The 26,535-nt window shown below is 68.7% G+C and carries 25 protein-coding genes, 1 tRNA gene and 1 pseudogene; 18 read left to right on the forward strand and 9 right to left on the reverse strand.

What is annotated here, in order from left to right:
- Positions 1–18: 18 nt before the first annotated feature.
- The 5 genes from ACZ5TV_RS09730 (at position 19) to ACZ5TV_RS09750 (ending at position 4,187) form a co-directional block, all read left to right on the forward strand.
- The gene (locus ACZ5TV_RS09730) at positions 19–906 is read left to right on the forward strand and encodes an NAD-dependent epimerase/dehydratase family protein (protein ID WP_379780931.1); all 888 of its coding nucleotides are present in this window, start codon (positions 19–21) and stop codon (positions 904–906) included.
- Between the two features lie 274 nt (positions 907–1,180).
- Positions 1,181–1,792, forward strand: coding sequence for a hypothetical protein (locus ACZ5TV_RS09735; protein WP_379780926.1), 612 nt, complete (start codon positions 1,181–1,183; stop codon positions 1,790–1,792).
- Positions 1,793–1,816: 24 nt separating this feature from the next.
- Complete coding sequence (locus ACZ5TV_RS09740) at positions 1,817–2,356, forward strand: hypothetical protein (RefSeq protein WP_379780924.1); 540 nt, start codon at positions 1,817–1,819, stop codon at positions 2,354–2,356.
- Positions 2,357–2,437: 81 nt separating this feature from the next.
- Positions 2,438–3,721 (forward strand): LamG-like jellyroll fold domain-containing protein, encoded by a 1,284-nt coding sequence (locus ACZ5TV_RS09745; RefSeq protein WP_379780922.1) that lies wholly within the window; start codon positions 2,438–2,440, stop codon positions 3,719–3,721.
- Positions 3,722–3,755: 34 nt separating this feature from the next.
- The gene (locus tag ACZ5TV_RS09750) at positions 3,756–4,187 is read left to right on the forward strand and encodes a PIN domain-containing protein (protein WP_464383772.1); all 432 of its coding nucleotides are present in this window, start codon (positions 3,756–3,758) and stop codon (positions 4,185–4,187) included.
- Between the two features lie 42 nt (positions 4,188–4,229).
- On the opposite strand, the gene ACZ5TV_RS09755 is transcribed toward ACZ5TV_RS09750, so the two are convergent.
- The gene (locus ACZ5TV_RS09755; protein WP_379780917.1) at positions 4,230–4,517 is read right to left on the reverse strand and encodes a hypothetical protein; all 288 of its coding nucleotides are present in this window, start codon (positions 4,515–4,517) and stop codon (positions 4,230–4,232) included.
- Positions 4,495–5,097 carry a hypothetical protein gene (locus ACZ5TV_RS09760; protein WP_379780915.1) on the reverse strand — a complete coding sequence of 201 codons (603 nt, stop codon included), beginning with the start codon at positions 5,095–5,097 and terminating at the stop codon, positions 4,495–4,497. The genes ACZ5TV_RS09755 and ACZ5TV_RS09760 overlap by 23 nt, the downstream gene beginning before the upstream one ends.
- 138 nt (positions 5,098–5,235) lie before the next feature.
- On the opposite strand from ACZ5TV_RS09760, the gene ACZ5TV_RS09765 reads away from it, so the two are divergent.
- The gene (locus tag ACZ5TV_RS09765; RefSeq protein WP_379780913.1) at positions 5,236–5,382 is read left to right on the forward strand and encodes a DUF7550 family protein; all 147 of its coding nucleotides are present in this window, start codon (positions 5,236–5,238) and stop codon (positions 5,380–5,382) included.
- 141 nt (positions 5,383–5,523) lie between these two features.
- On the opposite strand, the pseudogene ACZ5TV_RS09770 reads toward ACZ5TV_RS09765, so the two are convergent.
- The 3 genes and pseudogenes from ACZ5TV_RS09770 to ACZ5TV_RS09780 form a co-directional block, all read right to left on the reverse strand.
- Positions 5,524–6,729: pseudogene (locus ACZ5TV_RS09770) on the reverse strand (ABC transporter ATP-binding protein); the annotation flags it as partial.
- Between the two features lie 157 nt (positions 6,730–6,886).
- Entirely contained in the window at positions 6,887–9,109 is a 2,223-nt protein-coding gene (gene purL, locus ACZ5TV_RS09775; protein WP_464383773.1) for a phosphoribosylformylglycinamidine synthase subunit PurL, read from the reverse strand.
- Positions 9,110–9,594: 485 nt separating this feature from the next.
- Complete coding sequence (locus ACZ5TV_RS09780) at positions 9,595–9,972, reverse strand: hypothetical protein (RefSeq protein WP_464383774.1); 378 nt, start codon at positions 9,970–9,972, stop codon at positions 9,595–9,597.
- 133 nt (positions 9,973–10,105) lie between these two features.
- Here ACZ5TV_RS09780 and ACZ5TV_RS09785 point away from each other — a divergent pair, with 133 nt between their 5' ends.
- The 9 genes from ACZ5TV_RS09785 to pyrE all read left to right on the forward strand — a co-directional run bounded on the left by ACZ5TV_RS09785 (position 10,106) and on the right by pyrE (position 21,531).
- A complete protein-coding gene (locus ACZ5TV_RS09785) occupies positions 10,106–11,266 on the forward strand; it encodes a PAS domain S-box protein (RefSeq protein ID WP_379783125.1) in 1,161 nt (386 codons plus the stop codon).
- A 34-nt stretch (positions 11,267–11,300) separates the two neighbouring features.
- Complete coding sequence (locus ACZ5TV_RS09790; RefSeq protein ID WP_464383775.1) at positions 11,301–12,413, forward strand: MBL fold metallo-hydrolase; 1,113 nt, start codon at positions 11,301–11,303, stop codon at positions 12,411–12,413.
- A gap of 66 nt (positions 12,414–12,479) precedes the next feature.
- On the forward strand, positions 12,480–13,535 hold the full coding sequence (locus tag ACZ5TV_RS09795; RefSeq protein WP_464383776.1) for a DUF4129 domain-containing protein: 1,056 nt from the start codon (positions 12,480–12,482) through the stop codon (positions 13,533–13,535).
- A complete protein-coding gene (locus tag ACZ5TV_RS09800; protein WP_464383777.1) occupies positions 13,535–14,137 on the forward strand; it encodes a DUF7269 family protein in 603 nt (200 codons plus the stop codon). The genes ACZ5TV_RS09795 and ACZ5TV_RS09800 overlap by 1 nt, the downstream gene beginning before the upstream one ends.
- On the forward strand, positions 14,134–15,612 hold the full coding sequence (locus ACZ5TV_RS09805) for a DUF58 domain-containing protein (protein ID WP_464383778.1): 1,479 nt from the start codon (positions 14,134–14,136) through the stop codon (positions 15,610–15,612). The genes ACZ5TV_RS09800 and ACZ5TV_RS09805 overlap by 4 nt, the downstream gene beginning before the upstream one ends.
- A complete protein-coding gene (locus tag ACZ5TV_RS09810; protein ID WP_464383779.1) occupies positions 15,609–16,250 on the forward strand; it encodes a DUF7519 family protein in 642 nt (213 codons plus the stop codon). The genes ACZ5TV_RS09805 and ACZ5TV_RS09810 overlap by 4 nt, the downstream gene beginning before the upstream one ends.
- 145 nt (positions 16,251–16,395) lie before the next feature.
- The gene (gene kdgK1 / locus ACZ5TV_RS09815) at positions 16,396–17,322 is read left to right on the forward strand and encodes a bifunctional 2-dehydro-3-deoxygluconokinase/2-dehydro-3-deoxygalactonokinase (protein ID WP_464384340.1); all 927 of its coding nucleotides are present in this window, start codon (positions 16,396–16,398) and stop codon (positions 17,320–17,322) included.
- A gap of 291 nt (positions 17,323–17,613) precedes the next feature.
- Positions 17,614–20,934 carry a PAS domain-containing protein gene (locus ACZ5TV_RS09820; protein ID WP_379782591.1) on the forward strand — a complete coding sequence of 1,107 codons (3,321 nt, stop codon included), beginning with the start codon at positions 17,614–17,616 and terminating at the stop codon, positions 20,932–20,934.
- Between the two features lie 45 nt (positions 20,935–20,979).
- Complete coding sequence (gene pyrE / locus ACZ5TV_RS09825) at positions 20,980–21,531, forward strand: orotate phosphoribosyltransferase (protein WP_464383780.1); 552 nt, start codon at positions 20,980–20,982, stop codon at positions 21,529–21,531.
- Positions 21,532–21,672: 141 nt separating this feature from the next.
- Here pyrE and ACZ5TV_RS09830 read toward each other — a convergent pair whose 3' ends face one another.
- Positions 21,673–22,635: an AAA family ATPase gene (locus ACZ5TV_RS09830; protein ID WP_464383781.1), complete on the reverse strand. Its 963-nt coding sequence runs from the start codon at positions 22,633–22,635 to the stop codon at positions 21,673–21,675.
- 107 nt (positions 22,636–22,742) lie between these two features.
- Between ACZ5TV_RS09830 and ACZ5TV_RS09835 the strand changes: the two genes are divergently transcribed.
- Together ACZ5TV_RS09835 and ACZ5TV_RS09840 are read left to right on the forward strand one after the other, a co-directional pair.
- Positions 22,743–22,827, forward strand: a tRNA-Ser gene (locus ACZ5TV_RS09835).
- A gap of 174 nt (positions 22,828–23,001) precedes the next feature.
- Positions 23,002–23,364 (forward strand): group I truncated hemoglobin, encoded by a 363-nt coding sequence (locus ACZ5TV_RS09840; protein ID WP_379783619.1) that lies wholly within the window; start codon positions 23,002–23,004, stop codon positions 23,362–23,364.
- A gap of 42 nt (positions 23,365–23,406) precedes the next feature.
- On the opposite strand, the gene ACZ5TV_RS09845 is transcribed toward ACZ5TV_RS09840, so the two are convergent.
- Positions 23,407–23,718 (reverse strand): DUF8081 domain-containing protein, encoded by a 312-nt coding sequence (locus ACZ5TV_RS09845; protein WP_464383782.1) that lies wholly within the window; start codon positions 23,716–23,718, stop codon positions 23,407–23,409.
- Between the two features lie 92 nt (positions 23,719–23,810).
- The gene (locus tag ACZ5TV_RS09850; RefSeq protein WP_379782775.1) at positions 23,811–24,158 is read right to left on the reverse strand and encodes a DUF5518 domain-containing protein; all 348 of its coding nucleotides are present in this window, start codon (positions 24,156–24,158) and stop codon (positions 23,811–23,813) included.
- A gap of 122 nt (positions 24,159–24,280) precedes the next feature.
- Here ACZ5TV_RS09850 and ACZ5TV_RS09855 point away from each other — a divergent pair, with 122 nt between their 5' ends.
- Positions 24,281–26,284 carry a helicase HerA domain-containing protein gene (locus ACZ5TV_RS09855; RefSeq protein ID WP_379782777.1) on the forward strand — a complete coding sequence of 668 codons (2,004 nt, stop codon included), beginning with the start codon at positions 24,281–24,283 and terminating at the stop codon, positions 26,282–26,284.
- A 30-nt stretch (positions 26,285–26,314) separates the two neighbouring features.
- On the opposite strand, the gene ACZ5TV_RS09860 is transcribed toward ACZ5TV_RS09855, so the two are convergent.
- The gene (locus ACZ5TV_RS09860) at positions 26,315–26,488 is read right to left on the reverse strand and encodes a hypothetical protein (RefSeq protein WP_379782780.1); all 174 of its coding nucleotides are present in this window, start codon (positions 26,486–26,488) and stop codon (positions 26,315–26,317) included.
- Between the last annotated feature and the right edge of the window lie 47 nt (positions 26,489–26,535).

Below are 26,535 nucleotides of genomic sequence, written 5' to 3' on the forward strand. Positions count from 1 at the left end.
TGCCCGGCCGGAAACCGGATCGTGAACGTTCTCGTCACGGGAGCCTGCGGCGGCGTCGGCAGCTGGACGGTCGAAGAGTTCGCCCGCGAGGGTCACGACGTCGTCGGTGTCGACCTCCGAACGCCGGAGAAAACCCGCAAAAACGTCGATTTCAAGGCCGCGGACCTCACCGACTACGGCGAGACCAAGCAGCTCGTCGAGGCGGCGGAGCCGGACGCCGTGGTCCACCTCGCGGCGATCCCGAACCCCGAGGACCACGCGGGCTCGCGCGTGTTCGAGACCAACGTCACCAGTACGTACAACGTCCTCGACGCCGCGGGCGCGGTCGGCGCGCGGGTCGTCCAGGCGTCGAGCGAGAGTCTCTACGGCACCGTCTTTGCCGAGGAGGACTGGCTGCCGGACGCGCTCCCGATCGACGAGGAGACGTCGACGGAGCCGGAGGATCCCTACGCGCTCTCGAAGGTCGTCGGCGAGGAGGTGGCCGCGCGCGTCGCGCGGCGGTACGGCGTCGGCGCGGTGTCGCTCCGGTCGTCGTGGGTGACGTATCCCGGCGAGACACGGATCCGCGAGGCGCGCGAGGGGTTCGACCCCGAGACGGCCGCGTTGAGCGGCAACGGCTGGAGTCACATCGACGTGCGCGACCTCGTGAGCGCGATCGAGGCGGCGATCGACGCCGAGATCGACGGTCACGAGGCGGTGTTAGTCGCCGCGGCGGAGAACTTCCTCGGACGCGACACGGCTGCGACGATCGAGGCGGTCCACGGCGAGTTGCCGGAGACGTGCGAGATCGAGGGGACCGAGTCGATCTTCGACTGCTCGAAGGCGGCGCGCGTGCTCGGTTGGGAGCCCGCACACTCGTGGCGTGACGCGGAGGACGCGTCGGTGGCGGGACCTGCGTTCGTGTAGGCGGCTGCTGCTGCCGTCGGCAGCGATCTGAGGCCACCTCGTCGCCTTCGAACGGCCTCAAAACCCGTTTCAGGCCCATCCAGAACCGGTACAGACCGAGCCGGAACCATCTACAGACCGGGCCAGAAATCCTTCAGACGCGGGCAGAAGTTCTTCCGGCGTGTCATAACGATATGGGTAGGGTTCCATGGGTGAAGTAGAGCGACCCGGGGTGACACGGGATGTCTCGTGTGCCTGGACGCGGGTCGTGTGCGGTAACAGAGGTAGACCAACCATGGAACGACGCAAATTCATGATCGGCGCAGGTGCATTGGCAACAGGTAGCGCGGCGGCAGTGGGTACGGGTGCGTTCACGAGTGTTGAGGCTGAGCGTGACTTCGCACTCGCTACCGCGGGCGACGCGGCCGCCTTCCTCACAATCACCGTTGAGGATCCCGAACACGCTGGTGTCACTGACAATGATATTGTGGAACTGGCTTTCGATGGTGACGCAACTGGTGCAAGTGCCAGTGGCGCAGATGGGGACGGCATCAATAAGAACGCGACGACTCGCTTTGACGAGGTTATCAGTATCCAAAACCAAGGCACAGAAGAAGTTGAACTCTTCTTTGTCACGGATGAAGAGGACGTTGACGCGGGCCGTGCTGACCGCACGAATGTGTTTGACGACAATGGTGATGATCTGACCGCACCCGCGCATAACTCCCGCACACTGGGAACTGGTGAGAGTACCACGATCGACTTCCAATTCGAGACTGGTGAGGGAACTCGGATCGGCGAGTTCGTCTCAAACAAACTGATCGTCGCGCAACAAGACGCTCCCACTGACAGTGACTTCGTCGGCGATGTTCGCGACGACGTCGACCCATACCAGGGCAGCGAGTAAATATCGATCTGACGGTTAAATAAGATGAAGAGACGACAATTCGCTCTCGGACTCGGTGCGGTCACGACAGCTGGAACCGCGATAATCGGATCCGGGGCGTTCACGTCGGTCGAGGCAGAACGAGCCGTTACCGTTGAGGTCGCCGATGATAGCGACGCGTTCCTCGCGTTGAATCCAACAACCGAATATGCGAGGATTCGAGACGACGGAACGTTCACATTGGACCTTACGCCGAGTAACCCAACTGAGGCTGGTGGGACTGGTGTCAATGCGAATGCTGATACGATCATCCGGGACGCATTCGAGATCAAAAACCAGGGAACACAGTCGATTCAGGTGCTCTTCAATGGCGGTACCAATGGTGGCCCAAAGGCCAGGATAAGGCTGGCCGATGTAGGTGATGATCTCACCGTCAATATCTCTCCCAGTGTAGAAACCACAGATCAAACACCTTCCCCGGGTGAGGCGATACCGTACGATGTCGAAGTCTTCGCTGGTGAAGGTGCGACCCCGAACTCCGAAATCGACGAGACGGTAACCGTCGTGGCTGAGGCAATCGAATAGGAATCGTATTTCAGTATATTTCCCACACTGGTGTTCACGGCGGTTCGATTCCGCCGGTGGGCCTCAAACGAGGGAGCAGCAATGAAACGACGCCAACTCCTGCTCGGAAGCGGGGCAACACTAGGTGGGGCATCGATACTGGGGACCGGGGCGTTTACGAGCGTCAGCGCTGACCGTGACGTGTCAGTGACTGTTGCCGACGACGCTGACGGCTTTTTAAGACTCGCACCCTGTGACTCACCGAACGGACAGTACGTAGACAATGAAGACGGCCTTCTGTACATAAACCTCTCGGGAAGTAACAGTAACTCCGACCCGAGTGGAGATGGTGTTAATCCCCATGGAATTACGCGGTTCGACGACGTTTTCCAGATCGCAAACCAAGGGACGCAGAACGTCTGTGTCGATTTCGAAATTGACGTGCCGCAGCTATCCAATGATGCCGAGGTGCCGGACCGGTACGACTTCGGCCCCGGTGACCCTGCTGTGGTGTTCTACCGGGGATCAGATCGCGAGCGACTCGTTGTCAACAACCGACTGGACCCGGACCGTGATGGAGCGATCAGGTTGCCGATCGATAACGGTAACGCCGAGTGTATCGGCTTCGAAGTTCGGGCGTTCGGATTCGATTCCGCCGAGGATCTGTTCGAGGGGGAGGAGCTGACGATCCGTGCCGACGCCGACGCGGAGTGTACGCTTCCGGAGAAAGGCGGCGACGTCGCGGATCCGACGCCGATAGGACCGACAGACGGACTCGTGGGCTACTGGCCGCTTGACGATCTCTCCGATGGAACGACACCGGACATCGTTGGAGAGAACGACGGTCAAATTAATGGAAATGTTGAGCCGGCATCCGGACAGGTTGGTGGCGCAGCAGAATTTGACGGTGACGACGATTACGTTCAAATCTCCGATAACCAGAGCCTTGGTGTCACGAACGTCAGTATATCGGCGTGGATCTATCGAGTTGGTTCGAAGAACCGGGTATACGTCTTCGATGGCCGTGATCACAACTACTTCGTAAAACTCGACGATAGGACCAGTACCCCGCAGGTAGGCGTTTTTGACGATAACGGCGGACTCCACGTTTTGAACGCCGAGAGCGGAGATATACCGGAAGAAGAGTGGACACATATCGTCGGGACGTACGACGGAAACGAACTGAGCATCTACATCGATGGCGAAAACGACGGAACCCAGACCGCGCAAGGCCCCATCCGGGTTTCTCCCGGTCCTGCCCGGATAGGTGGTTATATCGGAGGAGGGTATGGCCACCGGGGTCGGATTGGTAATGTGAGAGTGTACGACCGTACACTCTCTGAAGATGAGGTGAAAGATCTCTACGACGCAACGAGCGGCGGATAGCGGCTATAAAATGAGTCGGATGTAGATTCGCAGATTGACCACCCCGCTACTCGCGTTTGGCGCTCTAGTGGCCGTGCCGCTCGCGGTCCCTGCCGGCACGGCCGTCCTCAATGAGCTCACCGACCAGCTCACCGAGGCCGTCGTTACGGTCGACACCGACGATTCTTCTGCCGCGACCCGGTTCCGTCGCCATCCCGGGCTCAGCGACGCCGACGTGGCAGTCCTCGCCTGTGCCGACGCCCGCGACGGGGTCGCCGTGATGGACGAGTCCGCTGGACGCTCCGCGGCCGAGGTGGAGGACATCGAGACGCGCGGAAGCGCATACGTCGTGCTCTCAGCCGTACAGCGGGGGATGCTGACTCCTGAACGGGGACGCGAGACGGTCGACGCGATGATCGACGCGGGCTGGTACGTCGCGCCCGATTTATATACGACGCTCGTCCGGAAACTGGAGTCGTTTGAGTAGCTCCCGCGTCGTCCGACTCTTCACTCCGCGTCGTCCGACACCTCACTCCGTTCTGCCACCGTCCGCTTCGTCCGCATCCTTCTCGCCGTCTCGACGCAGCTCCGCGTCCGCAAACGCCCGGATCCGCTCTCTCTCCTCCGCGCTCATCTCGACCGCTCGGGCACTCTCTATCTGTCCGTTCACGACCGCGTTCTGTTGTGGGCCCCACACCTCGGGCGGGTGTTCATTTATATACTCCACCCAGCGCATCACCTGCTCGTAGCGGGGCGGTCGCTCGGCGTCGTCGTCGGCTTCGGCCGAGCCGTCCTCAGGCGTTTGTGAGTCGCTCATAGCGATTCTCGACGTCGAGTCGTTCGACCCATTCTTCGAGCCGGGCGCGGGAAAGCGTTTCTCCAAAGAGAGTATAGAGGTGCGCAGCGTCCTCGAGATCGGTTCGGCCCCCGAGCGAGAGCTTATAAGCGATCTGGAGTTCAAGCGGACCGATGGGGATCGTGTGACCACCGACGTGTGCGTCCACCGTGTTCGCGAGAGAGGCGTCATCGAACTCGTCGCTCGGGAACTTCACTTCGAGGTGTGGCGTCATCTCGCCGTCGGGAGCGACCCAGATGTTCGTCTCGTTTTCGAGGTTGCCGTACATCTCGGAGAGCGGCATCGCGGGACCCCAGTACCCCTCTCGCTGTAGTTCGGCGACGAGCTCGTCGATGCGCTCGGCCGAACAGCGCTCGATGAACACGTCGATGTCCTCGGTCGACCGCGACCGCCCGGCGAGGATGGCGACGTAGCCGGCGACGAAGACGTGATCGATGTCGAGCCCGGACAGCGTTTCGGAGAAGCCGATCGCGAGCTCGTCGAGCCGGTTCGGCTCGCGGTCGACGACGAGCCCGCGCTCGGTGAGTTCGACGCCGGACATACGTGTCCGTCCGTGCGGCATTATATAAACATCCCCGGCGGGTCGGTCCGCTGGGAGCGATCTGACGGCGAACCGCGCTCACCGCCCCGACCACGCGGTTCAGCTGCCCTTATGTATCCCCCGGACGGATCCGCGGGTATGGCCGATCACTCCCACGAGCCCGACCCGGACGCACGCGTGACCGCCCCGATGCAGGAGTTCGGGAGCCGCGAGGTCGCCATCGGCGCGGCCGTCACCCTGCTCGGGATCCTGCTCGCGTACGTTCTGCCGGCGCTCCTCGCCTGAGCCCCGCGCGTCGACCCTCGTTCCGACCCTCGTTCGTTCGACACCGCCTCCCCTCGCCAGCGACGGCACTCACCGGGTCCGACAGCCGTCACCGATGTCGATCGCGGAGAAATCGGTCTCGTCCGCACCGTCGGCCGGCCCGCGGGGGTACCACGCCAGCGGATGGTCGGCGATCAGGTCGATCGTGACGGGTTCGTCGAGGCCGAACTCCTCGACGTGGTTGTGGAGGCAGTGAACGGACTCGCCGGAGTCGAGCTCGACCCGGTAGATGAACGAGGGGCCGACGTACTGCCGCGCGACGACGACCCCGTCGGCGACGTCGGGGTTCGCGGGCGTCGCCCGCAGGTCGTCGGGCCGGACGAGCACGTCGACGGGTGCGCCGTCGTAGGTGGTGTCGTATCCCTCGAGGGCGGCGGCGTTGAAGCGGCCGACCCCGGTCTCGACCTGCCCGTCACACAGACAGCCTTCGAGGAACGAGGCCCGACCGAGGAAGGAGGCGACGAACTTCGATTCCGGCCGCTCGAAGACGGACTCGGGCTCGCCCACTTGCTCTATCGACCCCTCGCTCATGACGGCGACGCGGTCGGAGATGGACAGCGCCTCCTCTTGATCGTGCGTGACGGACACCGCGGTGACACCCGTCTGTTTGAGGATCCGGCGGACTTCTTCACGCATCTCGACGCGTAGGCGTACGTCGAGGTTCGAGAACGGCTCGTCGAGCAGCAACAGGTCGGGTTCCGGTGCGAGCGAGCGCGCGAGCGCGACGCGCTGTTTCTGGCCGCCGGACAGCTGGTCCGGCGTCTTCTCGCCGTGGCTCGGCATATCGACGAGTTCGAGGAGTTCGTCGACACGCGCCGCAGTCGCGGCATCGTCGGCGTCGGAGAGGCCGAACGCGATGTTCTCGCGGACGGTGAGGTGGGGGAACAGCGCGAAGTTCTGGAACACGATCCCGACGTCGCGGCGTTCCGGCGGAACGAACGACTCGCCGTCCGCGACGCGCTCGCCCGCGAGGGTGATCGACCCGCTGGTCGGCTCCTCTAAGCCGGCGATCATCCGGAGCATCGTCGTCTTCCCGCAGCCCGACGGCCCGAGGAACGTGAGGAGCTCCCCCGCCCGAACGTCGAGCGAGAGCTCCTCGACGGCGCATTCGGGGCCGAACTCTTTGGTGACCTCGTCGAGCGTCAATACGGGGTCGGCGGACGCGGTGTTCCCGGTCGATCGACCGCCCGACGTGGTGGCTGCCGGGTCAGCGCTGCCGCCCGTGTCGTCCGCGCCGGCGACGCCGGTCGACGATCGGCGCACGCTCTCGGTCGATCGGTCCGCGTCAGTCCGTTGGGTATGGGCCATGATGCGGTGGTCGGGCACCGACCGAACCGGCGTCCCGTTGTTGCCCGATGTATTTTAGGAGTACCTAAAAGCATGTCGTTCGAATTCGGGGCGTGGGAATGCCGGAGCGGGACGACGACGGCTGTTCCCGGACGCTCCGATGAGCACCGCCGTGATCTCAGGCCAGCTCACGGTCGATCACGCCACGGAGCTGGCGGATCGCGTCGGCGTCGGCCGCGATCGACTCGTCACCGACCGACAGTGAAAGCGTCCCGTCCGTGGTCACGTCCCCGAGCCGGAGGACTGGGAGGTCGCCGGCGCGGTCGGCTACCGCGTCGGGGTCGGTCGTCTGGACGACGAGCCGCCCCGGCGTCTCCTCGAAGGCGGCGATCCGGTCCGGCAGCGAGACGTCGACACCGGTGTCGTCGCCGACCAGCTCGGCGAGCGCGACCGCGAGGCCGCCGTCGCTCACGTCGTGGGTGGCGAGGGTGGTCTCGTGGCGCGCGACCGCCGCGAGCGACGCGACGACCGCCGCCGGGTCGGCCGGGAGCGACGGGAACCGGTCGGAGCCGCCGGCGGCGTCGAGGTACGCCGACCCGCCGAGCGCGTCACCGGCGCCTCCGACGAGGAGCAGGGTCGAATCTCCCGCGGCGTCGGCATCGAGCGCGGCCGGCGGGGCGTCGTACCCGGCCCGGGTGCCGAGCAGCGCGAGCGTTGGCGTCGGTGGGATCGGTCCCTCGACGCTGTCGTTGTACAGCGAGACGTTGCCGCCGACGACGGGCGTGTCGAGCGCGGCGCAGGCGTCAGCGAGCCCGTCGACGATGGCCGTGAACCCGCCGTACACGTCCGGCTTCTCGGGGTTGCCACCGTTGAGACAGTCGACCGCCGCGAGCGGGACCGCCCCCTTCGCCGCGAGGTTCGTCGCGTTCTCCAGCGCGACCGCGCGGGCCCCGTCGTAGGGGGCGACGCTCGTCCAGCGGGGGTTCGCGCCCGAGGAGAGCGCGAGGCCGACGCCCTCCGTGTCGGAGTCGGTGCTCGTCGTCGTCCCGGCCGTCTCCCGCATCGCGATGATCGCGGCGTCGTCGCCCGGTTTCATCGCGGTTCGAGTACCGACCTCGTGGTCGTACTGGCGGTACACCCAGCGCTTGCTCGCGGTGTTCGGGTCGGCGACGACCGTCTCGAAGGCGTCAGCGAGCGCGAGCTCCGGGAGGTCGCGTTCGGGAGCCGGGGGCTCGGCGGCCGCGAGGTCGTTCATCGGCGCGCCGTCGGCGAGGAACTCGGCGTCGACGTCGACGACCGTCTCGCGGCCGTCGGTGCCCGGGCCGTCGAACGTGCAGACGTAGTTGCCGTCGGTGACCTCGCCGATATCCGAACAGCCGAGGTCGAACCGGTCGGCGAGCTCGCGGACGCGGTCGACGTTCTCGGGTGCGACCTCGTAACACATCCGCTCCTGGCTCTCGGCCAGCAGGACTTCCAGGGCGTTCATGTTCGGCTCGCGCTGGTGGACACGGTCGAGCTCGATATGCGCGCCGAGCCCACCCTTCGCGACGAGCTCGGAGGAGGCGCCGCCGAGCCCGGCCGCGCCGAGGTCCCGCGCCGACAGGACGAGGTCCTCGTCGATCAGCGCCTCGTTGCACTCGATCAGCCGCTTTTCGGCGTAGGGGTCGCCCACCTGGACCGCGGGGCGGTCCTCCGTCTCGGCGTCCTCGGCGAGGTCCTCGCTCGCGAAGGAGGCACCGCCGAGGCCGTCCCGGCCGGTCGCGTTGCCGACGAGCAGCAGCCGATTGCCGGGCTCCTGAGCGGTCGCCGTCACGAGCCGATCCGCGTTCGTGACGCCGACGCAGGCGACGTTGACGAGGGGGTTCCCCTCGTAGCCGCCGTGGAAGGCGACGCTCCCCCCCACAGTGGGGACGCCGATACAGTTGCCGTAGTGGGAGATCCCCTCCACGACGCCCTCGAACAGGTATCGCGACTGCTCGCGGTCGAAGCCGCCGAAGTACAGCGAGTCGAGCAGGGCGATCGGGTACGCGCCCATCGACATGGTGTCGCGGACGATGCCGCCGACGCCCGTCGCCGCGCCGTCGAACGGGTCGACGTAGGAAGGGTGGTTGTGGCTCTCGATCCCGAACGTGACGTACGTCTCGCCGTAGTCGTCGGGATCGCGCTCGCCCGGTGGGGTGTCGGCGGCGTCGGGCTCCGGGAGCGCGAGCACCGCGGCGTCGTCGCCGGGGCCGACAACGACCCCGTCGCCCTCGCTGTCGAACGCCGACAGCAGCGGTCGCGAGGACCGATACGCGCAGTGTTCGCTCCACAGGTTCTCGAACAGCTCGACTTCCGCCGGGGTCGGCTCCCGGTCGAGCTCGGCCGTCACGAGCTCGTGGTCCGTCTCGGACAGGCTCATTCACTTACGTGGACATCGTACCCGTTCTAATGTTTTTCTATGTGCACGTTCGTGTATCCAAATTCGACGCGGCATCGACAGGATCCGACGACACGAACGCGTCCCGACCACGGGCGCGCCGGTTCACGCGTTTATACGGGCGCGAGCCGGTCGCCGTGATCAGGAAGCGTGTGGGGTGCGGTGCCCTGCGAGAGGGCAGGACCCGACGAGATATCGACGCGACCGACTGAAGCTGCTTCCGAGGACGCCCGCCGTCACTGCTTCAGCGATCACTTATAAGTGACCGGCCGCAAACCGTCCCCGCTGATCGCGACGGTCCGGTGTCGGAAACTGCCGAGGACGCGGTCTGCTACGTACAACCTAACGACCGCGACGCCGCTCGTCATTTATAAACCGACGACCGAGACGCCGCTCGCTACGTATAAACTAACGACCGAGACGCCGCTCGCTACGTATAAACTAACGACCGCGACGCCGCTCGCTACTTATAAACCGACGACCGCGACGCCGTACACGACGAGCGCGCCGACGACGCCGACGGCGGCGGCCGTCGCGTTCAGCCGCACGGCCCGTTTCCGGTCGGCCTCCAGCGCCGCGCTATCGGCGACCTCGGTCGTCCCGTCGCCCACGTCGAACACGCCGATCCCGGCGAAGCCGACGCAGAACCGCTCGCGGTACTGGATGAACCCCAGCGCGGTCCCGTACAGCGGGAACACGACGGCCAGGAGCGCCCAGCGCGGCCACTCGACCGTCACCACGGCCGCGACGAGGACGGCGGCGGCGAGAAGCGATCCGACGCCCAGCAGGAGGCGTCGCCGTTGCTGGGCCGGTCCGATATTGCAGACCCCGGGTTCGTACTCCATACCGACGCGAGGTGACCGGCGAACAAAAACCGGGTGATCCGGAGGACGTGTCGACGGCCCGCCCGACGACAACGGGATGTCTCGGGAACCCGGTGTTTATGCCTCGACAGGTCGAAGCGTGCGACGAACGCGTATGGCCGACCGACCCGCCCGTGACAGGGCGCTCCGCCGGTACGAGACGATCCTCGACTCGCTCGACGACGCCGTCTACGCCATCGAGCCGGACGGGAGCATCGCGTACGTCAACGACCGGTACGCGGAGATGAAGGGCGTGGATCGCGAGACCCTGATCGGGACGGACATCTACGACTGGGTCACGGACGAGACGGCGGCGAAGGCGAAACGGGCGCGCGCCGAGCTCGCCGACGGCGACCGCGACGTGGGCGTCATCGAGTACGACTTCCTGACGGCGGACGGGGAGCGGTTCCCGGTGGAGATGCGGTTCACGAAGGTGAAAGCGGACGGGGAGACGCTCGACCGAGTGGGCGTTATCCGCGATATCACGGACCGGAAGCGACGCGAGGAGTCGCTCCGTCGGAAGAACGAGCGGCTCGACGAGTTCGCGAGGGTCGTGAGCCACGACCTCCGGAACCCGCTGTCCGTCGCGGAAGGTCGGCTCGACCTCCTCGAGGGAGCCCTCCGGGAGCTTCGCGAGCCCCCGGGGGCGGAGGGGTCTGTCGACTCGGACGACCCGGCCGACTCGGACGACGAGACCGCCGCCCTGGAGACGCACGTCGAGGAGATCGCCCACGCACACGGTCGGATGCGGCAGCTCATCGATGACCTCCTCCTTCTGGCACGGGCTGACGACGACGTCGACGACGGAGAGGTCGTCGACCTCGCATCGCTCGCGACGGACGCGTGGCGGAACGTGGCCACCGCGGAGGCGATCCTCGACGTTCGGACGGACCGGAGCCTCTCGGGCGACCGGAGCCGGCTGGAACGGCTCGCGGAGAACCTGTTCCGCAACGCGATCGAACACGGCGGCGAGGACGTGACCGTCACGGTCGGCGACCTCGAAAACGGCTTTTACGTCGCCGACGACGGACCGGGGATCCCGCCCGACGACCGCGAGCGCGTGTTCGAAAGCGGCTACACCACGACGCCGGAGGGGACGGGGTTCGGCCTCCGCATCGTCGAGCAGGTGGCGGACGCCCACGGTTGGGACGCGCGAGTGACTGACGCCACCGAGGCCACCGACGCCGCCGGCGACGAGGCGGACGGAGACGACAGCGACGAGGACACGACCGAACGGGGCGGCGCTCGCTTCGAGTTCACCGGCGTGACCGGGTAGCAACCCTCAAAAGGGAGCCCGACGATCCACGGCCGTGAAACGCATCCAGCTCGGGAACACCGTTTTCGAGGGCGAAAACGACGCCTACTTGCTCGATACGGACGAGACCACGCTCATCGACACCGGCGTCGCGACGCCCGACACCCGTGAGGAGCTCCGCGACGGGCTCGCGGCACACGGCGTCGCGTTCGCGGACGTGGACCGGGTGTTCCTCACCCACTGGCACCCGGACCACGCCGGGCTCGCCGGCGAGATACAGGCGGCGGGCGACGCCGACGTGTTCGTCCACGCGGCCGACGCGTCGCTGGTTGACGGGAGTGAAACGGCGTTCGCGGAGGACCCCGACGCGCAGACGGCCGTCTTCGACCGCTGGGGGATGCCGGCGGAGGCGCGAGAGCGCCTGCAGTCGTTCTACGCCGCGGTCGGACGCGGGCTCCGCGGTCGCGACGCGACCGTCACGACGTTCACGGACGGCGATACCTTCGACATCGGGGGACTCGCGCTCGAAGCGGTCCACCTGCCGGGCCACACTGCCGGCCTGTCGGCGTTCGCGTTCGATCCGCGGGAGCTACCGGGCGAATCGGACGCCGCCGCCAGATCCGATGTCGCGGACGACGAGTCGGCCGCGTCGGATCGCCACGAAGACGGACGACGGTTCGCGGAGGCGTTCACCGGCGACGCGCTCTTACCGCGGTACACGCCGAACGTCGGTGGCGCGGACGTCCGCGTCGACGACCCGCTCGGGAAGTACGCCGATAGCCTCGCGCGGATCGTCGAACGCGACTGGGACGCCGCACACCCGGGACACCGCGAGCGGATCGACGAGCCGAGCCGACGGGCCGCGGAGATCCTCGATCATCACCGCCACCGAACCCGGCGCGTCCTCGACGTGCTCGCGGAGGGTCCGGCGACCGCCTGGGAGGTGTCGGCGGCGCTGTTCGGCGAGCTCGAGGCCATCCATATCCTCCACGGCCCCGGCGAGGCGTTCGCCCATCTCGACCACCTCGCGGCTGCCGGCGTCGTCGAGCGTGACGGGAACGCCTATCGGCTCGTGGAGACCCCGGTCGACGCCGCCGAGCAACCGGAGATCACCGGGCTGTTCCCGACGACTCGGCTCGACGGGGTCGTCGACGGCGCGGACGGGTGATCGCCGACGGCGCGGACGACCGAACGTTGGCGAAAGGTATACCCACCGGAGCCCGTATCTATCGCCGTGAAGCGAGAGACCCTCGCTGCGGTCGTTTTAGCCCTCCTCGCGGTCGTCGCCCTCGGCGTCGCGGCAGCGACGCTCGACACCGCCGTCACGGGCGACGGTGGCGGGTTCGGCGGCGACTCACCCGGCAGCGGCGCGGGCCCGAGCGAAACGAGCGAAGACGTCTCCGTGTCCGACAGCCCCGGCGGCGAGGCGGGGGTGTCGCTCCCGCCGGTGTGTTACGAGTGGCTGCGCGAGCCGCCGGCGCTACTGCTGTTCGGACTCGGCCTCCTCGCGATCGGGCTGTTCGCGTACCGCGACACCGGGTCGGCGTTCGCCGGGGCCGTCGTCGCGGCGACGGTCGGTACCCCGTTGGCGGTCGTGATACTCCTGTTGTCGATGTGCCGGCCGCTGGAGTTCCCCGGTCGCGATCAGTTCGGGATCATCGGCGACGAGAACGGCACGTTCACCGAAGGGGGTGGCGGTGGCGGCGGCGTGTTCGGCGAGGGGTCAGGCACCGTCTCGACGCCGGAGCTGCTGTTCGTCGCGGTGGTCGTGGTCGCACTCGTCGCCAGCGTTCTCGTCCTCGTCGCGGCGTCCGGCGACGACGAGGGCGTCCCGGCGGCAGGGAACGGTTCGGACGAGGGGACGGACCCGTCAGACCCGGACCTCGCGGCCGTCGCCCGAACTGCCGGCGCGGCGGCCGACCGGATCGAGTCCGAAAGCGCCGGCAACGAGGTGTACCGGGCGTGGCGGGAGATGACGGAGACCCTCGACATCGACCGTCCGGCCTCCTCGACGCCCGCGGAGTTCGCGACGGCGGCCGTCGACGCCGGCGTCGAGCCCGGGCCCGTCTCACAGCTCACCGACGTCTTCGAGCGAGTCCGATACGGCGGCGAAGACCCGACCGACGAGCGCGAGCGACGGGCCGTCGCGGCACTCCGGCGGATCGAGGCGGCACACAGGGACGACGGCAACGGCGGCGAAACGGACGGAGGAGGCGACCGACAGGAGGGCTGGATCCGCGGGGGCGGCGACGACGCTCGCGATGGCGGCTCGTTCGGGGGTGACCGGTAATGCGCCCGCTCGCCGTCGTCGGCGTCGCCGCTGTCGCCGCCGGGTTCCTCGTCGTGTTCGACGCCGGACTCGCGGAGGCGTTCGGCCTCTCGACGTTCGTCGTCACCTTGATCGGTGTGTTGGGCGTGCTCCAGGGGATCCGGTACGTGAACGCGCGTCGCGGGCGCGAGCGAGCGACCGTGACGCTCGGCGAGCCGGAGCGGCGCGAGCCGGCGACGGTCCCGGGCGCGGACCTCGACGGGGAGATCCGCCGCGCGGCGGGCGGCCGCCTTCGCCGGCGTCGCACTCGGGAACGGATCCAGGGGCGAGTGCGGTCCGTCGCCGTCCGGACCGTCGCCCGACGCCGAAATCACCCACACGACCGCGCCGAGGCGCTTGTCGAGAGCGGCGAGTGGACGGACGACCCGACTGCCGCGGCGTTCCTCTCGTCGTCGGTCCGATACCCCCTTCGCGACCGACTTCGCGGGGGATTGTTCGGGCGGCCGACGTACCACGTCGGCGTCCTGGCCGCGCTCGCCGAGATCGAACGCCTGGATCGTGGCGTGGAGGCCGGAGCGGAGGGCGGCGCGGCGGCGGATGAACGGGGGCGTCCGGACCGGTGACGAGCGCCATCGAGGACGATGCGAGCGATGCCGGTGACGGGACGCCCGCGGTGGAGGACGACGAGGCGACTGCGGTGGAGGACGACGAGGCGACTGCGGTGGGGGACGAGGAAACGGGGGTGGACGAGGGAGGGACGACCGCCGAGCGTCGCCCGCGACGCGCGTTCGACACGGGACGCTGGGTCGGGATCACCGGCGTCGCGCTCGCGCTCGTGGGGATCGGGGTCGTCCTCAGACAGCCGGCGACGGTGCTCGTCGGCGCGACGGGAGTCGGCTACGCGCTGTACGCCCGCGTCGGCGAGGCCGGGACGGCCGAGCTGGCGGTCTCGCGGACCGTGAGCGACGAGCGTCCGGACCCCGGCGACGAGGTGAGGGTGTCGCTCCGCGCGCGCAACGTCGGCGACCGCTCCTGTTTCGACCTCCGGCTCGTCGACGGGGTGCCGCCGGCGCTGGAGGTGACGGACGGGCCCGCACGCGTCGCGACGGCGCTCCGGCCGGGCGCGTCGGTCACCCTGGAGTACACGGTCAGAGCGGCCCGTGGCGACCACGAGTGGGGAACGATACGGGCAGTGACGCGGAATCCCGCCGGGTCGCGCGAGCGACTCACGGAGATCGAGACGCCCACGCGACTGGCGTGTACGCCGGATCTCTCCGCCGGCGGCGACCTCCCGCTCCGGGGGCTGACGACCGTCTCGCACGGGCGGGTACCGACGGACATCGGGGGCTCCGGCGTCGAGTTCTACGCCACCCGCGAGTACCGCCGCGGCGACCCCCTCAAGCGGGTCGACTGGAACCGACGCGCGCGGACGGGCGAGCTGGCGACGCTCGACCTCCGCGAGGAGCGCGCGGCGACCGTCGTGTTGCTGATCGACGCGCGGTCGGAGGCGTACGTCGCCCCGGAGCCGTCGGCGGACACGGCCGTCGAGGCGAGCGTCGAGGCGGCTGGCCAGGCGTTCACCGCGCTGCTCGCCACCGGCGACCGCGTCGGGATCGCGGCGATCGGCCCGGGGGATTGCTGGCTTCCGCCCGGCGTCGGGACCGAACACGCGGTCCGGGGCCGGGAGACGCTCGCGACCGACCCCGCGCTCGCGCCGACACCCCCTGAGGAGTCGTTCTACCCGTCGTTGTGGTTTCGGCGGTTCCGTCGCCGGATCCCGGCGGACGCGCAGGTGTTGTTGTTCAGCCCCCTGACCGACCGGTACCCCGCGTCGATCGCCCGGCGGCTCGACGCGTACGGCCACCTCGTGACCGTCCTCTCGCCGGACGCGACCGCGACCGGCTCGTCGGCCGACGCCGAGGGGTCGGGAGCGGCCGACGGGTGGGGTAGCGGGGGCGGAGCCGGGCAGCGACTCGTCGCGCTCGAACGCGACGAACGGATCCGGGACCTCCGGGCGGCCGGGATCCGCGCTTTGGAGTGGGGCGACGGATCGTTCCCGGCCGCCGTCGCGAACGCCGGCCGGCGGTGGTCGCGATGAGCGGTCGCGACGAGTTACGGAGCGACGGACGGGGCGGAGAGTTACGGAGCGACGGACGGGGCGGCGAACGTAGTCGTGGTCCGGGCCGAGCTCGCGGCGAAACGCGAGGAACTGCAAGCGGGGATCGACCCGAGTTCGCGGGCGATACGGAACGGGACGCGCGTCCGCCCCGACTCGCTGTCGCGCTGTCGCTCGGCGCGGCGACGCTGGCGACGCTGGCCGCCGTGTTGGCCGCGCCGATCGGCGGGGCGGTGGTCGGCCTCTCCGTCGCGGGATACGGCGTCGGGTTGGTCCTCGGGTCGTCCCGCCTGCTCTCGTGGGGCGCGGGCGCGGGCGTCGTCGGCGTCGCGGTCGCGGTCGGGTCCGGGGGTGGCGCGGAGCCGCTACTGATCGCCGCCGTCGCGCTCGCGGTCGGGTGGGACGTTGCGGACCACGGGCTCTCCGTCGGCCGTCACGTCGGCCGCGAGGGGCGGACCCGGCGGAACGTCGCCGTCCACGCCGGGAGCGCGGTGCTCGTGGGGACGCTGTCCGCGGTCGTCGTCTACGGGACCTACGTCGCCGCCGCGGGCGGCCAGCCCGTCGCGGCGCTCGCGCTGTTGCTGTTCGGCGCGGTCGTGTTGGCGTCGGCGTTCCGGTGACCGATGGTGCCCCTATCGTGACCGTTCGAGCCCGTCGGATCGGGGTCGCTTTTGTACTCCGGGACGGATCGGCGGGTATGGACACGGCAACGACCGCGTCGGCGGGGTGGTCGGCGTGACGGAGCTCGTGACGTTCGGCGAGACGATGCTTCGGCTCTCGCCCCCGCGGGGGGACCGGCTGGAGACGGCCCGCGAGCTCGACGTACAGGCCGGCGGTGCCGAGAGCAACGTCGCGGTCGGCGCTGCACGGCTCGGTGCCGACGCCGCCTGGATCTCGAAACTGCCCGACTCGCCGCTCGGCCGCCGGGTCGTGAGCGAGCTCCGCAGCCACGGCGTCCGAACCGGTGTCGCGTGGACCGACCCCGCCGAGAGCCGCGTCGGGACTTACTACCTCGAACACGGCGGGAAGCCCCGCGGTACGGACGTGATCTATGACCGGGCCGACTCGGCGATCACGACCGTCGAGCCCAGCGAGCTCCCGACCGAGGTGTTCGAGTCGGCGGCGTACTTCCACACGACGGGTATCACCCCGGCGCTCGCGCCGGCGACGCGGGAGGCGACGACCACGCTGTTGCGGGCGGCCGGCGACGCCGGCGTGACCCGGACGTTCGACCTGAACTACCGGTCGAAACTCTGGGAGCCGGCGACCGCCCGGGCAGCGTACGAGGCGCTGTTCGAGCACGTCGACACCCTGTTCGTCCCGCGGCGCGACGCGCGCGAGGTCCTCGACCGCGAGGGCGACGCGGTCGAGATCGCACACGGGCTCACCGCCGAGCACGGGTTCGACTGCGTGGTCGTCACCCGCGGCACGGAGGGCGCGGTCGCGCTCCGCGACGGGTCGGTGGCCGAGCAGGGCGTCTTCGACGCCGACACCCACGACGCGATCGGCACCGGCGACGCGTTCGTGGCGGGGTTCCTCGCGAAGCGACTCGCCGGCGGCGACACGGCCGACGCCTTGGAGTGGGCGGCCGCGACTGCGGCGCTGAAACGCACCGTCGACGGCGACCTCGCGGTCGTGACGCCCGCCGAGGTCGAGCGGGTCGTCGCCGGCGGCGGCGGGATCGACCGCTGACATCGGCTCCGGCGTCCGGCTATTGCGGAGCGACACCGTTCTTCACGCGGCCGAGACGTGATGAATCCGATCCGACACGGAGGGATCCGGATCGAACGTCCACTTTCGGCGGCCGGATACGGGGCGCGAATATCGGATCTGAGGATATACGGGAAACCGTTAAGTCGTAACTGCTGGTACGGTGGGGCGTGATCGGAACGACAGGACGGCCGCCTCACGACGCCGTGGGCGGACCGGATCCCATCCGCTGGCCGTCGGTGGGCGTGGCGCGCCGCGCGGGGGGATCGATCGATGGCGGCTGAGAACCGACTCCTCCACCTCGGAGCGCCAGCGGACGCCCCGTGGGCGGAGCTCCCTCCCGAGACGCGCGTCGTCGACGCGGTCCCGTCGGACGGAACCGACGCGGACGTAGCCACTGCCGTCGCCGGCGACGCCGACGCCGTCGTGGTCCGGCTTGACGTGGGTGATCGAGACGACGGCAGTAACCGATACAACGGAATCGACCGACCCGACTGCCTCCGCGCCGTCCGCGAGCGCTTCCCCGAGACGACGGTCCTCGCGTATACCGCCGATGACGACGCTGACGCCGCGATCGACGCCGGTCGACACGGGATCGAGTACGTCTCCGGTCGCCGACTGACGGCCGACGGGGAGACGCTCGCGAACCGAGTCCGGGCGGCAAGCGGCCGCCGTGGCACCGGCCGAAGCGCGAACGACGAGTTCCTCGAGCGCTTCCTCCGGATCACGTCCGACCGTTCCATGGACGTCGAAGCCAAGGTCGACCGCCTCCTCGAAGTGGGCCGCGAACGACTAGACCTGACGATCGGGTTCACCTCGCGGGTCGACGAGGACCGATACGAGCTGCTCCAGCAGGTGGGGGCGGACGAGCTCCTCCAGTCGTTCATCGAAGCGGGGGCGATCAGCCCCGACGGCACCGTCCCGCTGGAGACGACGTACTGTCGGCGGACGATCGAAGACGGCGGGACGACGGCGTTCACCGACCCGGAGCGGGACGGGTGGGCCGACGACCCAGCCTACGAGCTGTTCGGTCTGGAGACGTACATCGGCGGTCGGGTCGTCGTCGAGGGGGAGACCCTCGGGACGCTGTGTTTCGCGGACGAGGACACCCGTGAGCGGCGCTTCACCGACGCGGAGCGGTTGTTCGTCGAGCTGCTCGCGGAGTGGCTCGGCCAGGAGTTCGAGCGCCAGCAGGCCCGAGACCGGCGCGAGGCCGCGACGGAACGGCTGGAGAACACGCTCGAACGGATCGACGACGCGTTCTTCGCGCTCGACGCCGACTGGGAGTTCACCTACGTCAACGGGAAGGCGGCGACGCTGCTCGACCGGGACCCCGACGCGCTCGTGGGGACGCACGTCTGGAGCGAGTTCCCGGACGCGCTCGGACGGAGGTACGAGTCGGCGTACCGGGGGGCGATGGAGACACAGGAGCCGGTCTCCTTCGAGGACCACTACGGCCCGCTCGACCTCTGGACGAAGGTCCGAGCGTACCCCTCCGAAGACGGGCTCTCCGTCTTCTTCACCGATATCACCGACCGGAAGCGACGCGAGGAGCGGCTGAGACAGCTGCTCGGGACGGCGGAACGGCTCCAGCGCGCCGAGGACGCCGAGGGGATCGCGACCCGACTTGTCGATGCCGCCCGTGAGGTACTCGGCTACCGGATCAACGGGATCGAGCTGTACGACGAGGCGACGGAGACGCTCGAAATCGTCTCGTGGAGCGACGAGGCCGCCGAGCGTCTCGGGGAGTGGACGCCGCGACCGGTCGGCGAGGACACCTCCAGCGAGGCGCTCGACACCGGCGAGCACGTCGTCGTCGACGACGTCCGGGAGCGCGACGACGGCCGTGACTACGGGGATATCCGCTCGGTTATCGCGGTCCCGCTCGGCCGTCACGGGGTGTTCTCCGTCGGGTCACCGGAGCCGGGAGCGTTCGACGACGCCGACCTCTCCGTCGTCCAGCTGCTGGCGACGAACGCGACGGCGGCGTTCGACCGCGTCGACAGACAGCGGCAGCTCCGAACGTACGAGTCGGCGCTGGAGAACGTCGACGACATGGTGTGTGTGCTCGACGCCGACGGCGCGGTCACGTACGCGACGACCCCGTTCGCGGCGTGGCTCGGCATCCCGAAGGACGCGCTCGTCGGCCGAGCGATCTCGGCGGTGTTGGACGCGTCGGGTGGGGCGGACGGGCGCGCTACCTCCCCGTCACGCACCGACGGCACGATCCTGGACGCGATCGCGTCGCTGGCGCGCGACGAGGAGGCGGACAGCACTGTCGTCGACGTGACCGTCGAGCCGGCGGACACGGGAGGCACGGCGGGGCCGGATGGCGGCTCGGGTGGGGTGAGACGTGACGACCGGACGCGTCGGGGGGAGCTTCGGCTCTCGTCGCTCCACGACGGCTCCGGCGGGGTGGTCGCGTCACTCGTCGACACCACCGATCTCCACCGAACGAGAACCGAGCTCAGCCGAGAGCGCGACCGGTTCAACCGTCTGTTCGAGCGGCTTCCCGATCCCGTGATCGAGGTAGTCCACGAGGCGGACGACACCGTCATCCAATCGATAAACCCGGCGTTCGAGTCGCAGTTCGGATACGAGGCGGCCACGGTCCGTGGGCAGTCGATCGGCGAGCTCGACCTCCGGTACGACACGCTCGACCCGGCGGAGCCGGCGACCAGCGAGGCGTCGATCGACCGCCGCGTCCGCGAGGAGGGGCACGTCACCGACGAGATCCGTCGCCGAACGGTGGCGGGCCCCCGGGAGTTCCTCTTTCGTGGGTTCACGTACGACGCGCCGGACCAGACGTACGCGTTCGGTATCTACACGGATATCACGGAGCGGAAACACCGCGAGCGATATCTCAGCGTCGTCAACCGGATCCTCAGACACAACCTCCGGAACGAGCTGAACGTCGTGTTCGGGTTCGCCAGCGAGATCGCGAATCGAACCGACGACGACCGGATAGCCGACTACGCCGACCGGATCGAGGCGACCGCGAAGCGTCTCTCGGACCTCGGCGACGGCGCACGGGAGATCAAACGCGTCGTCGAAGAGGGGCTCTCCGAACAGCCGCGGCCGCTGTCGGTTCGGCCGGTGGCCGAGACGGTGGCCGAGCGTCGGGCCGAGCAGCACCCCGACGCCCGGATCGAGGTGTCGATCCCGGACGGGGTCACGGTCCGGGCCGACGACCGGCTCGACCGCGTGCTCGATCACCTCGTCGAGAACGCGGTCGTCCACGCCGACACCGACGCGCCGCGGGTGTCGATCGACGCGACCGCGGACCCCGATCGCGGTTCCGTCACGGTACGCGTGGCCGACGACGGGCCGGGGATCCCGGAGGCGATCCGGGAGGTGGTCTCGGGCGACGCGGCGATCACGCAGCTCCGACACAACTCCGGGATCGGGCTGTGGATCGTCGCCTGGGTGGTCGAGGCGTACGGTGGGACGGTCGGGTTCGAGCCCGGGATCGACGGCGAGGGGACGACCGTTCGACTCCGGCTGCCCGCCGCGGGTCCGCCGGCCGCGGAGTCGTCGCCATCCGGCGAGTCGCCATCCGACGAGCCAGCACCCGGCGAGTCGGACCTGGAGTGAGGGGGAACCGGCCGGTTTATTATCGCGCCACGACCCCGATCCGATATGACCGACGACGACCGACCGGTCGAGCTGATCGCCGCGCTTCGCGCTGCGGATGCGGTTCGATTCGGGGAGTTCGAGCTCTCACACGGGGGGACGAGCGACTACTACGTGGATAAGTACCTCTTCGAAACCGACCCCGACTGTCTCGGGCTCATCGCCGACGCGTTCGCCGACCGGCTGGCCGACACCGACGCGACGCTTGCCGGGGTCGCGCTCGGCGCGGTCCCGCTCGTCGCCGTGACCGCCGACCGGCTCGGTCGGCCCTACGTCATCGCGCGCAAGCAGGCCAAGGAGTACGGCACCGGAAACCGGATCGAGGGGCGGCTGGAGGCGGGCGAGGAAGTCGTCGTCCTGGAAGACATCGCGACGACCGGCCAGTCGGCCGTCGACGCGGTCGAAGCGCTCCGCGAAGCGGGCGCGGTCGTCGACCGCGTGCTCGTCGTCGTCGACCGAGAGGAGGGCGCGACGGAGCGGTTGGCCGAACACGATATCGAGCTGGAGTCGCTGTTGACGGCGTCGGCGCTGCTCGCGGACCGGGATACGGACGCGTAGGTGGGCCGCATGGGTCCGCCGCACGTGGGGCCCGATATCCGCTCTTGATCGACTGTGTCGCATCCGCTCTTTGCCGGCCGTGTTGCTCGTGACTACCTTTCTCCGATCGACCGCTCGCGCCCGTATACGGCCTGAGCCCGCTCACGCCTCCGGCGATTCCACCGTCGGGACGGCGACGCGGTCGAGGACGTTGGCGATCACGTCCCGCTTGTCCACGTCGTCGACGGTCGCGTCCGGTGTCAACACCAGCCGATGCGCGAGCGTCGGCTCCGCCACCCGCTTCACGTCGTCGGGAGTGACGAACGGGCGGCCGTCGAGCGCCGCGGCCGCGCGGGCGGCCTCGAACAGCCGCTGGGTGCCGCGGGGGGAAACCCCGACGGCGACGCGGCGGTCCTCGCGGGTCGCCCGCGCCAGCGACGCCATGTACCCGAGCAGGTCGTCGTCGACGTGGACGGACTCCGGGACGGTCCGGAGCTCGCTCACCGCGCCGGCGTCGAGGACGCGCTCGACGCTCGGGCTCCGATCGACGCGGCCGGCGCGCCGACGGAGGATCTCCACCTCGCCGGCCTCGTCGGGATATCCGAGCGAGGTCTTCACCATGAACCGGTCGAGCTGGGCCTCCGGCAGCGGGAACGCCCCCTCGCTCTCGACGGGGTTCTGGGTAGCGATGACGTAGAACGGGCTCGGGAGGTCGTGGGTGTCGCCGTCGACGGTGACCTGTCCCTCCTCCATCGCCTCGAGGAGGGCGGCCTGCGTCTTCGGCGGTGCGCGGTTGATCTCGTCGGCGAGGACGACGTTCGCGAAGATCGGGCCGGGCGAGAAGGAGAACGTGCTGTCGCGCTCGTCGAACACGTTCGTCCCGGTGACGTCGGAGGGGAGGAGGTCCGGGGTGAACTGGATCCGGGAGAACTCCAAACCCAGCGCGGTCGCGAACGACCGCGCCGAGAGGGTCTTTCCGGTACCGGGAACGTCCTCCAAGAGGACGTGGCCGCGAGCGAGGATCCCGAGGGTGACGCGTTCGAGGAAGTCGCGGTCGGCGACGACGGCGGAGCCGACCTCGTCGATGACGCGGGCGCAGGTGTCGGCGGCGTCGGGGACGTCCATACCCGCGAGAGGACGGCCGGCCCGAAAAGCGTTGTCGGGGGAATCACACCACCGGACCGACCGACGATCGAAACCCATAACATCCGAACCCGTCAACGTCGAATCGAGCCGAGGTAGCCTAGCCTGGCCAAGGCGGTAGATTCGAAATCTACTGTCCATTCGGACACCGGAGTTCAAATCTCCGCCTCGGCGCTCCACTCTTCGTTCCCGAGAGCGACGCGGTTCGACGCTTCCTCGTCCGGATCGCACTCGTCGGCGGACTCGTCGCGCTGGGTCGGCGGCTCCGACAGGGTTAGGAGTGCCCTGCTGCCGTGACGACCACGTACGGAGGGAAAGAACCATACCGCGGGCACCGGTGTATCTCGTATGTCCGACGCGACGCTGTACGAACGGCTCGGCGGCGAGCCGGCGGTCGGGGCCGTGGTCAACGAGTTCTACGACCGCGTCCTCGCAGACGACCGTGTCGCCGGGTTCTTCGACGACGTCGACATGGCGGAGCAGCGCTCCCACCAGACCAAGTTCCTGAGCGCGGTTACCGACGGCCCCATGCAGTACGACGGTCCGGAGATGGGAGAGGCCCACGAGGGGCTCGATATCTCCGACGAGGAGTTCGATGTCGTGGCGGGACACCTCGACGCCGCGCTGCGGGAGTTCGACGTGGACGCGACGGACCGCGAGGCGGTGATGGACGCCGTCGAGAGGTACCGCGAGGAGATCGTCGAGCGGTAGACGCCGACGAGGTCGCCGAGACTGCCGGGGTCGTCGGGACCGTTAGGGTCGCCCGCCGAGCGACTCCTGTTCGGGGTCCGGATCGCCGCGGAGCCGGCGGCGGCGCTTGTCGTACGCTGCTTCCAGCTTGGCGTTGGTGGCACGGGAGACGAGATAGAGGTCGGCGTCGCCGTCGTCGCGGGGGTGCGCGCTGGCGACCCACACGTGGCCGTCGCCGGTCGAGAGGTCGGCGGCCCAGCGCTCGGCGGCCGCACGGCTCTCGAAGGGGTGGCGGGAGCCGTCCTCGAAGACGAGCCGCCCCACCTTCGCGTTGCGCTTCCGCGCGGAGGGTTTCACCGCGACGACGATGCTCACACGCCGACCGTGGGCCCTCATCGGGTTAAAAACCACGTCAGACGGTGAACGGGAGCGCTTCGGTCGCCGGTGCTGTTGCGACGCCGACCCCGCTACAGCTCACCGTTCAAGTAGATGCCGATGACGCCGCCGAGCGCACTCAGCGCGACGATGTAGCCGGCGACGAGCGTGACGCCAACGATCAGCAGGGCGATCCCACCGATGGCGGCACCGGTGCCGGCGAACCCGAAGAGTACGAACCCGGCGACGACCAGCAGTCCGAGGGGGAGGGCGGCGATCAGCCCGGAGAGCGTGCCGATACGGAGCCCGTCAGCGGTCTCGCCGCCTTCGAGATACGCCGCGAGCGCACCGCCGAGGACCGGAGAGATCCCGGTAAACGAGAGGCCGAACGTCGCAACCGCGCCGATAACCGCGTTGAGGAGGGTGTTGTCGGTGCTCACGACCCGGCTCTCTCCCCGCCGAGTCATACGTCTTGTGGCGGCCACGCGCCGCTTCGTTCCACAGGGTCCGATCGTCGTCCCCGAGCCGATGGTTTATGAGGCGAGGGGTTCCTGTCACGTGTATGAGCGAGCAGGAGACGATCCACGTCGCGGACGTCAGCGAGGGGATCGGCGGCGACGCGACGGCGGATCCGGGCTCGCCGGTCGAACTCCCGGTCGTCGACGTGCTCACCGGCAGATCCTTCATCACGGGAAAAAGCGGGTCGGGGAAGAGCAACACCGCGAGCGTCGTTATCGAGAACCTCCTCGACAACGGGTTCCCCGTCATGATCGTCGACACGGACGGGGAGTACTATGGCCTCAAGGAGGAGTACGAGATCCTCCACGCCGGCGCGGACGAGGAGTGTGACATCGTCGTCTCGCCCGAACACGCCGAGAAACTCGCGAACCTCGCCTTAGAGCAGAACGTTCCGATCATCCTCGACGTCTCGGGCTATCTGGAAGAGAGTACTGCCAACGAGCTCCTCCTCGAAGTCGTCAAACAGCTGTTCGCGAAGGAAAAGCGGCTGAAAAAGCCGTTTCTCCTCGTCGTCGAGGAGTGCCACGAGTACATCCCCGAGGGCGGCGGGATGGACGAGACCGGCAAGATGCTGATCAAGGTGGGAAAACGCGGCCGGAAACACGGCCTCGGGATCGTCGGCATCAGCCAGCGGCCGGCCGACGTGAAAAAGGATTTCATCACTCAGTGTGACTGGCTCTGCTGGCACCGGCTCACGTGGGACAACGACACGAAAGTCGTCGGCCGGATCCTCGGGTCGAAGTACGCCAGTGCGGTCGAGGACCTCGGCGACGGCGAGGCATTCCTCATGACCGACTGGGACGAGTCGATCCGCCGGATCCAGTTCCACCGCAAGGAGACGTTCGACGCCGGCGCGACCCCCGGCCTCGACGACTTCGAGCGCCCGGAGCTCAAGTCGGTCTCCAGCGACCTCGTCGGCGAACTCCAGTCGATCTCCGACGAGAAAGCCCGTCGCGAGTCCGAGCTCGCCGACCTCAGACAGGAGCTGGAAAAAAAGGACCAGCGAATCCGTCAGCTCGAACGCGAACTCGAGGAGGCGCGGGACCTGAGCGACATGGCGGACCAGTTCGCACAGGCGCTGTTGGGGAAGGCCGAAGCCCCCTATCGCGGCGGTGACGGTCGCTCGGTCGCGTCGGCGAAGCGTCGCGAACAGGCCGGTCTCGCCGACTACGACGCCGCGGTCGCGGCGACGGAGTCGGTCCCGGGAGCTGAGAACGGGAGCGGCGGCGACCGAAGCGACTCCGACCCCGAGGACGTGGCCGGCCCGTCGTCGAACGATGCCGATCCCCCGGAGAACCGCGGGCAGTCCAACGACGCCAACCCGAACGACGCCGACTCGTCCGACGACGTCAACACCGACTCGTCCGACGATGTCGACCCCGTGACGCGGGCCGATGTCGCCGAGGGTGCGCTCCGGTTCGACGACGCGGTCCAGCTGGGGACCCGCGAGGCCGTCATCGAGGAGCTTCGCGCCCGGATCGAGTCGCTCCCAGCGCTCTCGCGGGGGATGCTCAGACACTACCGACGCGAGGGCGTCAGCGACCCGGTCGCTGCACATATCGACGCCGGCGGCGACGGCGACACGGAGCACGCGTACAGCCGGCATCGGCCGATCCGAAAGGCCGGCCTGCTCCGCCACGCCGGTCGGGGGCAGTACGCCTACGCGGTGCCCGACCTGATCCGCGAGGCGTACGCTGACCGACTCGAGGAACCGGCGGTCCGGGAGACGGTTCGGGAGGTGGAAACGGCGTTCGTCCCGCCGGCAGAGCGCTCGTACCCGCCGGATGCGGACCCGAGCGACGTGGAACACGCCGGCAGTTCCGACGACGAGACCTCCCGTTCCGACACTGCCGGCGGCGATGTGGATCTCGTCGGTACCGCCGGGGACGCGGGTCACCCAGACACTGCCGCTGCCACCGACGACACGCCCGATACCGACGACACGCCCGACACCGACGACGACGAACCCCTCCCTCACACCGGCGGGTTGAGCGAGGTTGCACGGCGGATCGCCGAGCGCGGTGCGGACGCCGCCGACACGGAGTGATCCGCGTCTGTGGGTGGCTCTAGCCCGTGGTCAGCCCCGGTACCAGTGGTCGATCATCACGATGACGATGAGCAGTCCCGGTCCGATCCCGGCGGTGTAGACGCCGAACACGAAGAGTACGGCGAAAAGCAGGACCGTCGACCCGATCTGTACCTGCGAGCTCTGCTCGCGGAACCAGTCGAGGTACCGTCCCAGAAGCGACATACGTACACTCGAACACTCACCGGCTTAGTTCTCTCGGGTGACGCCGA

The organism is Halorubrum tibetense (assembly GCF_055396225.1).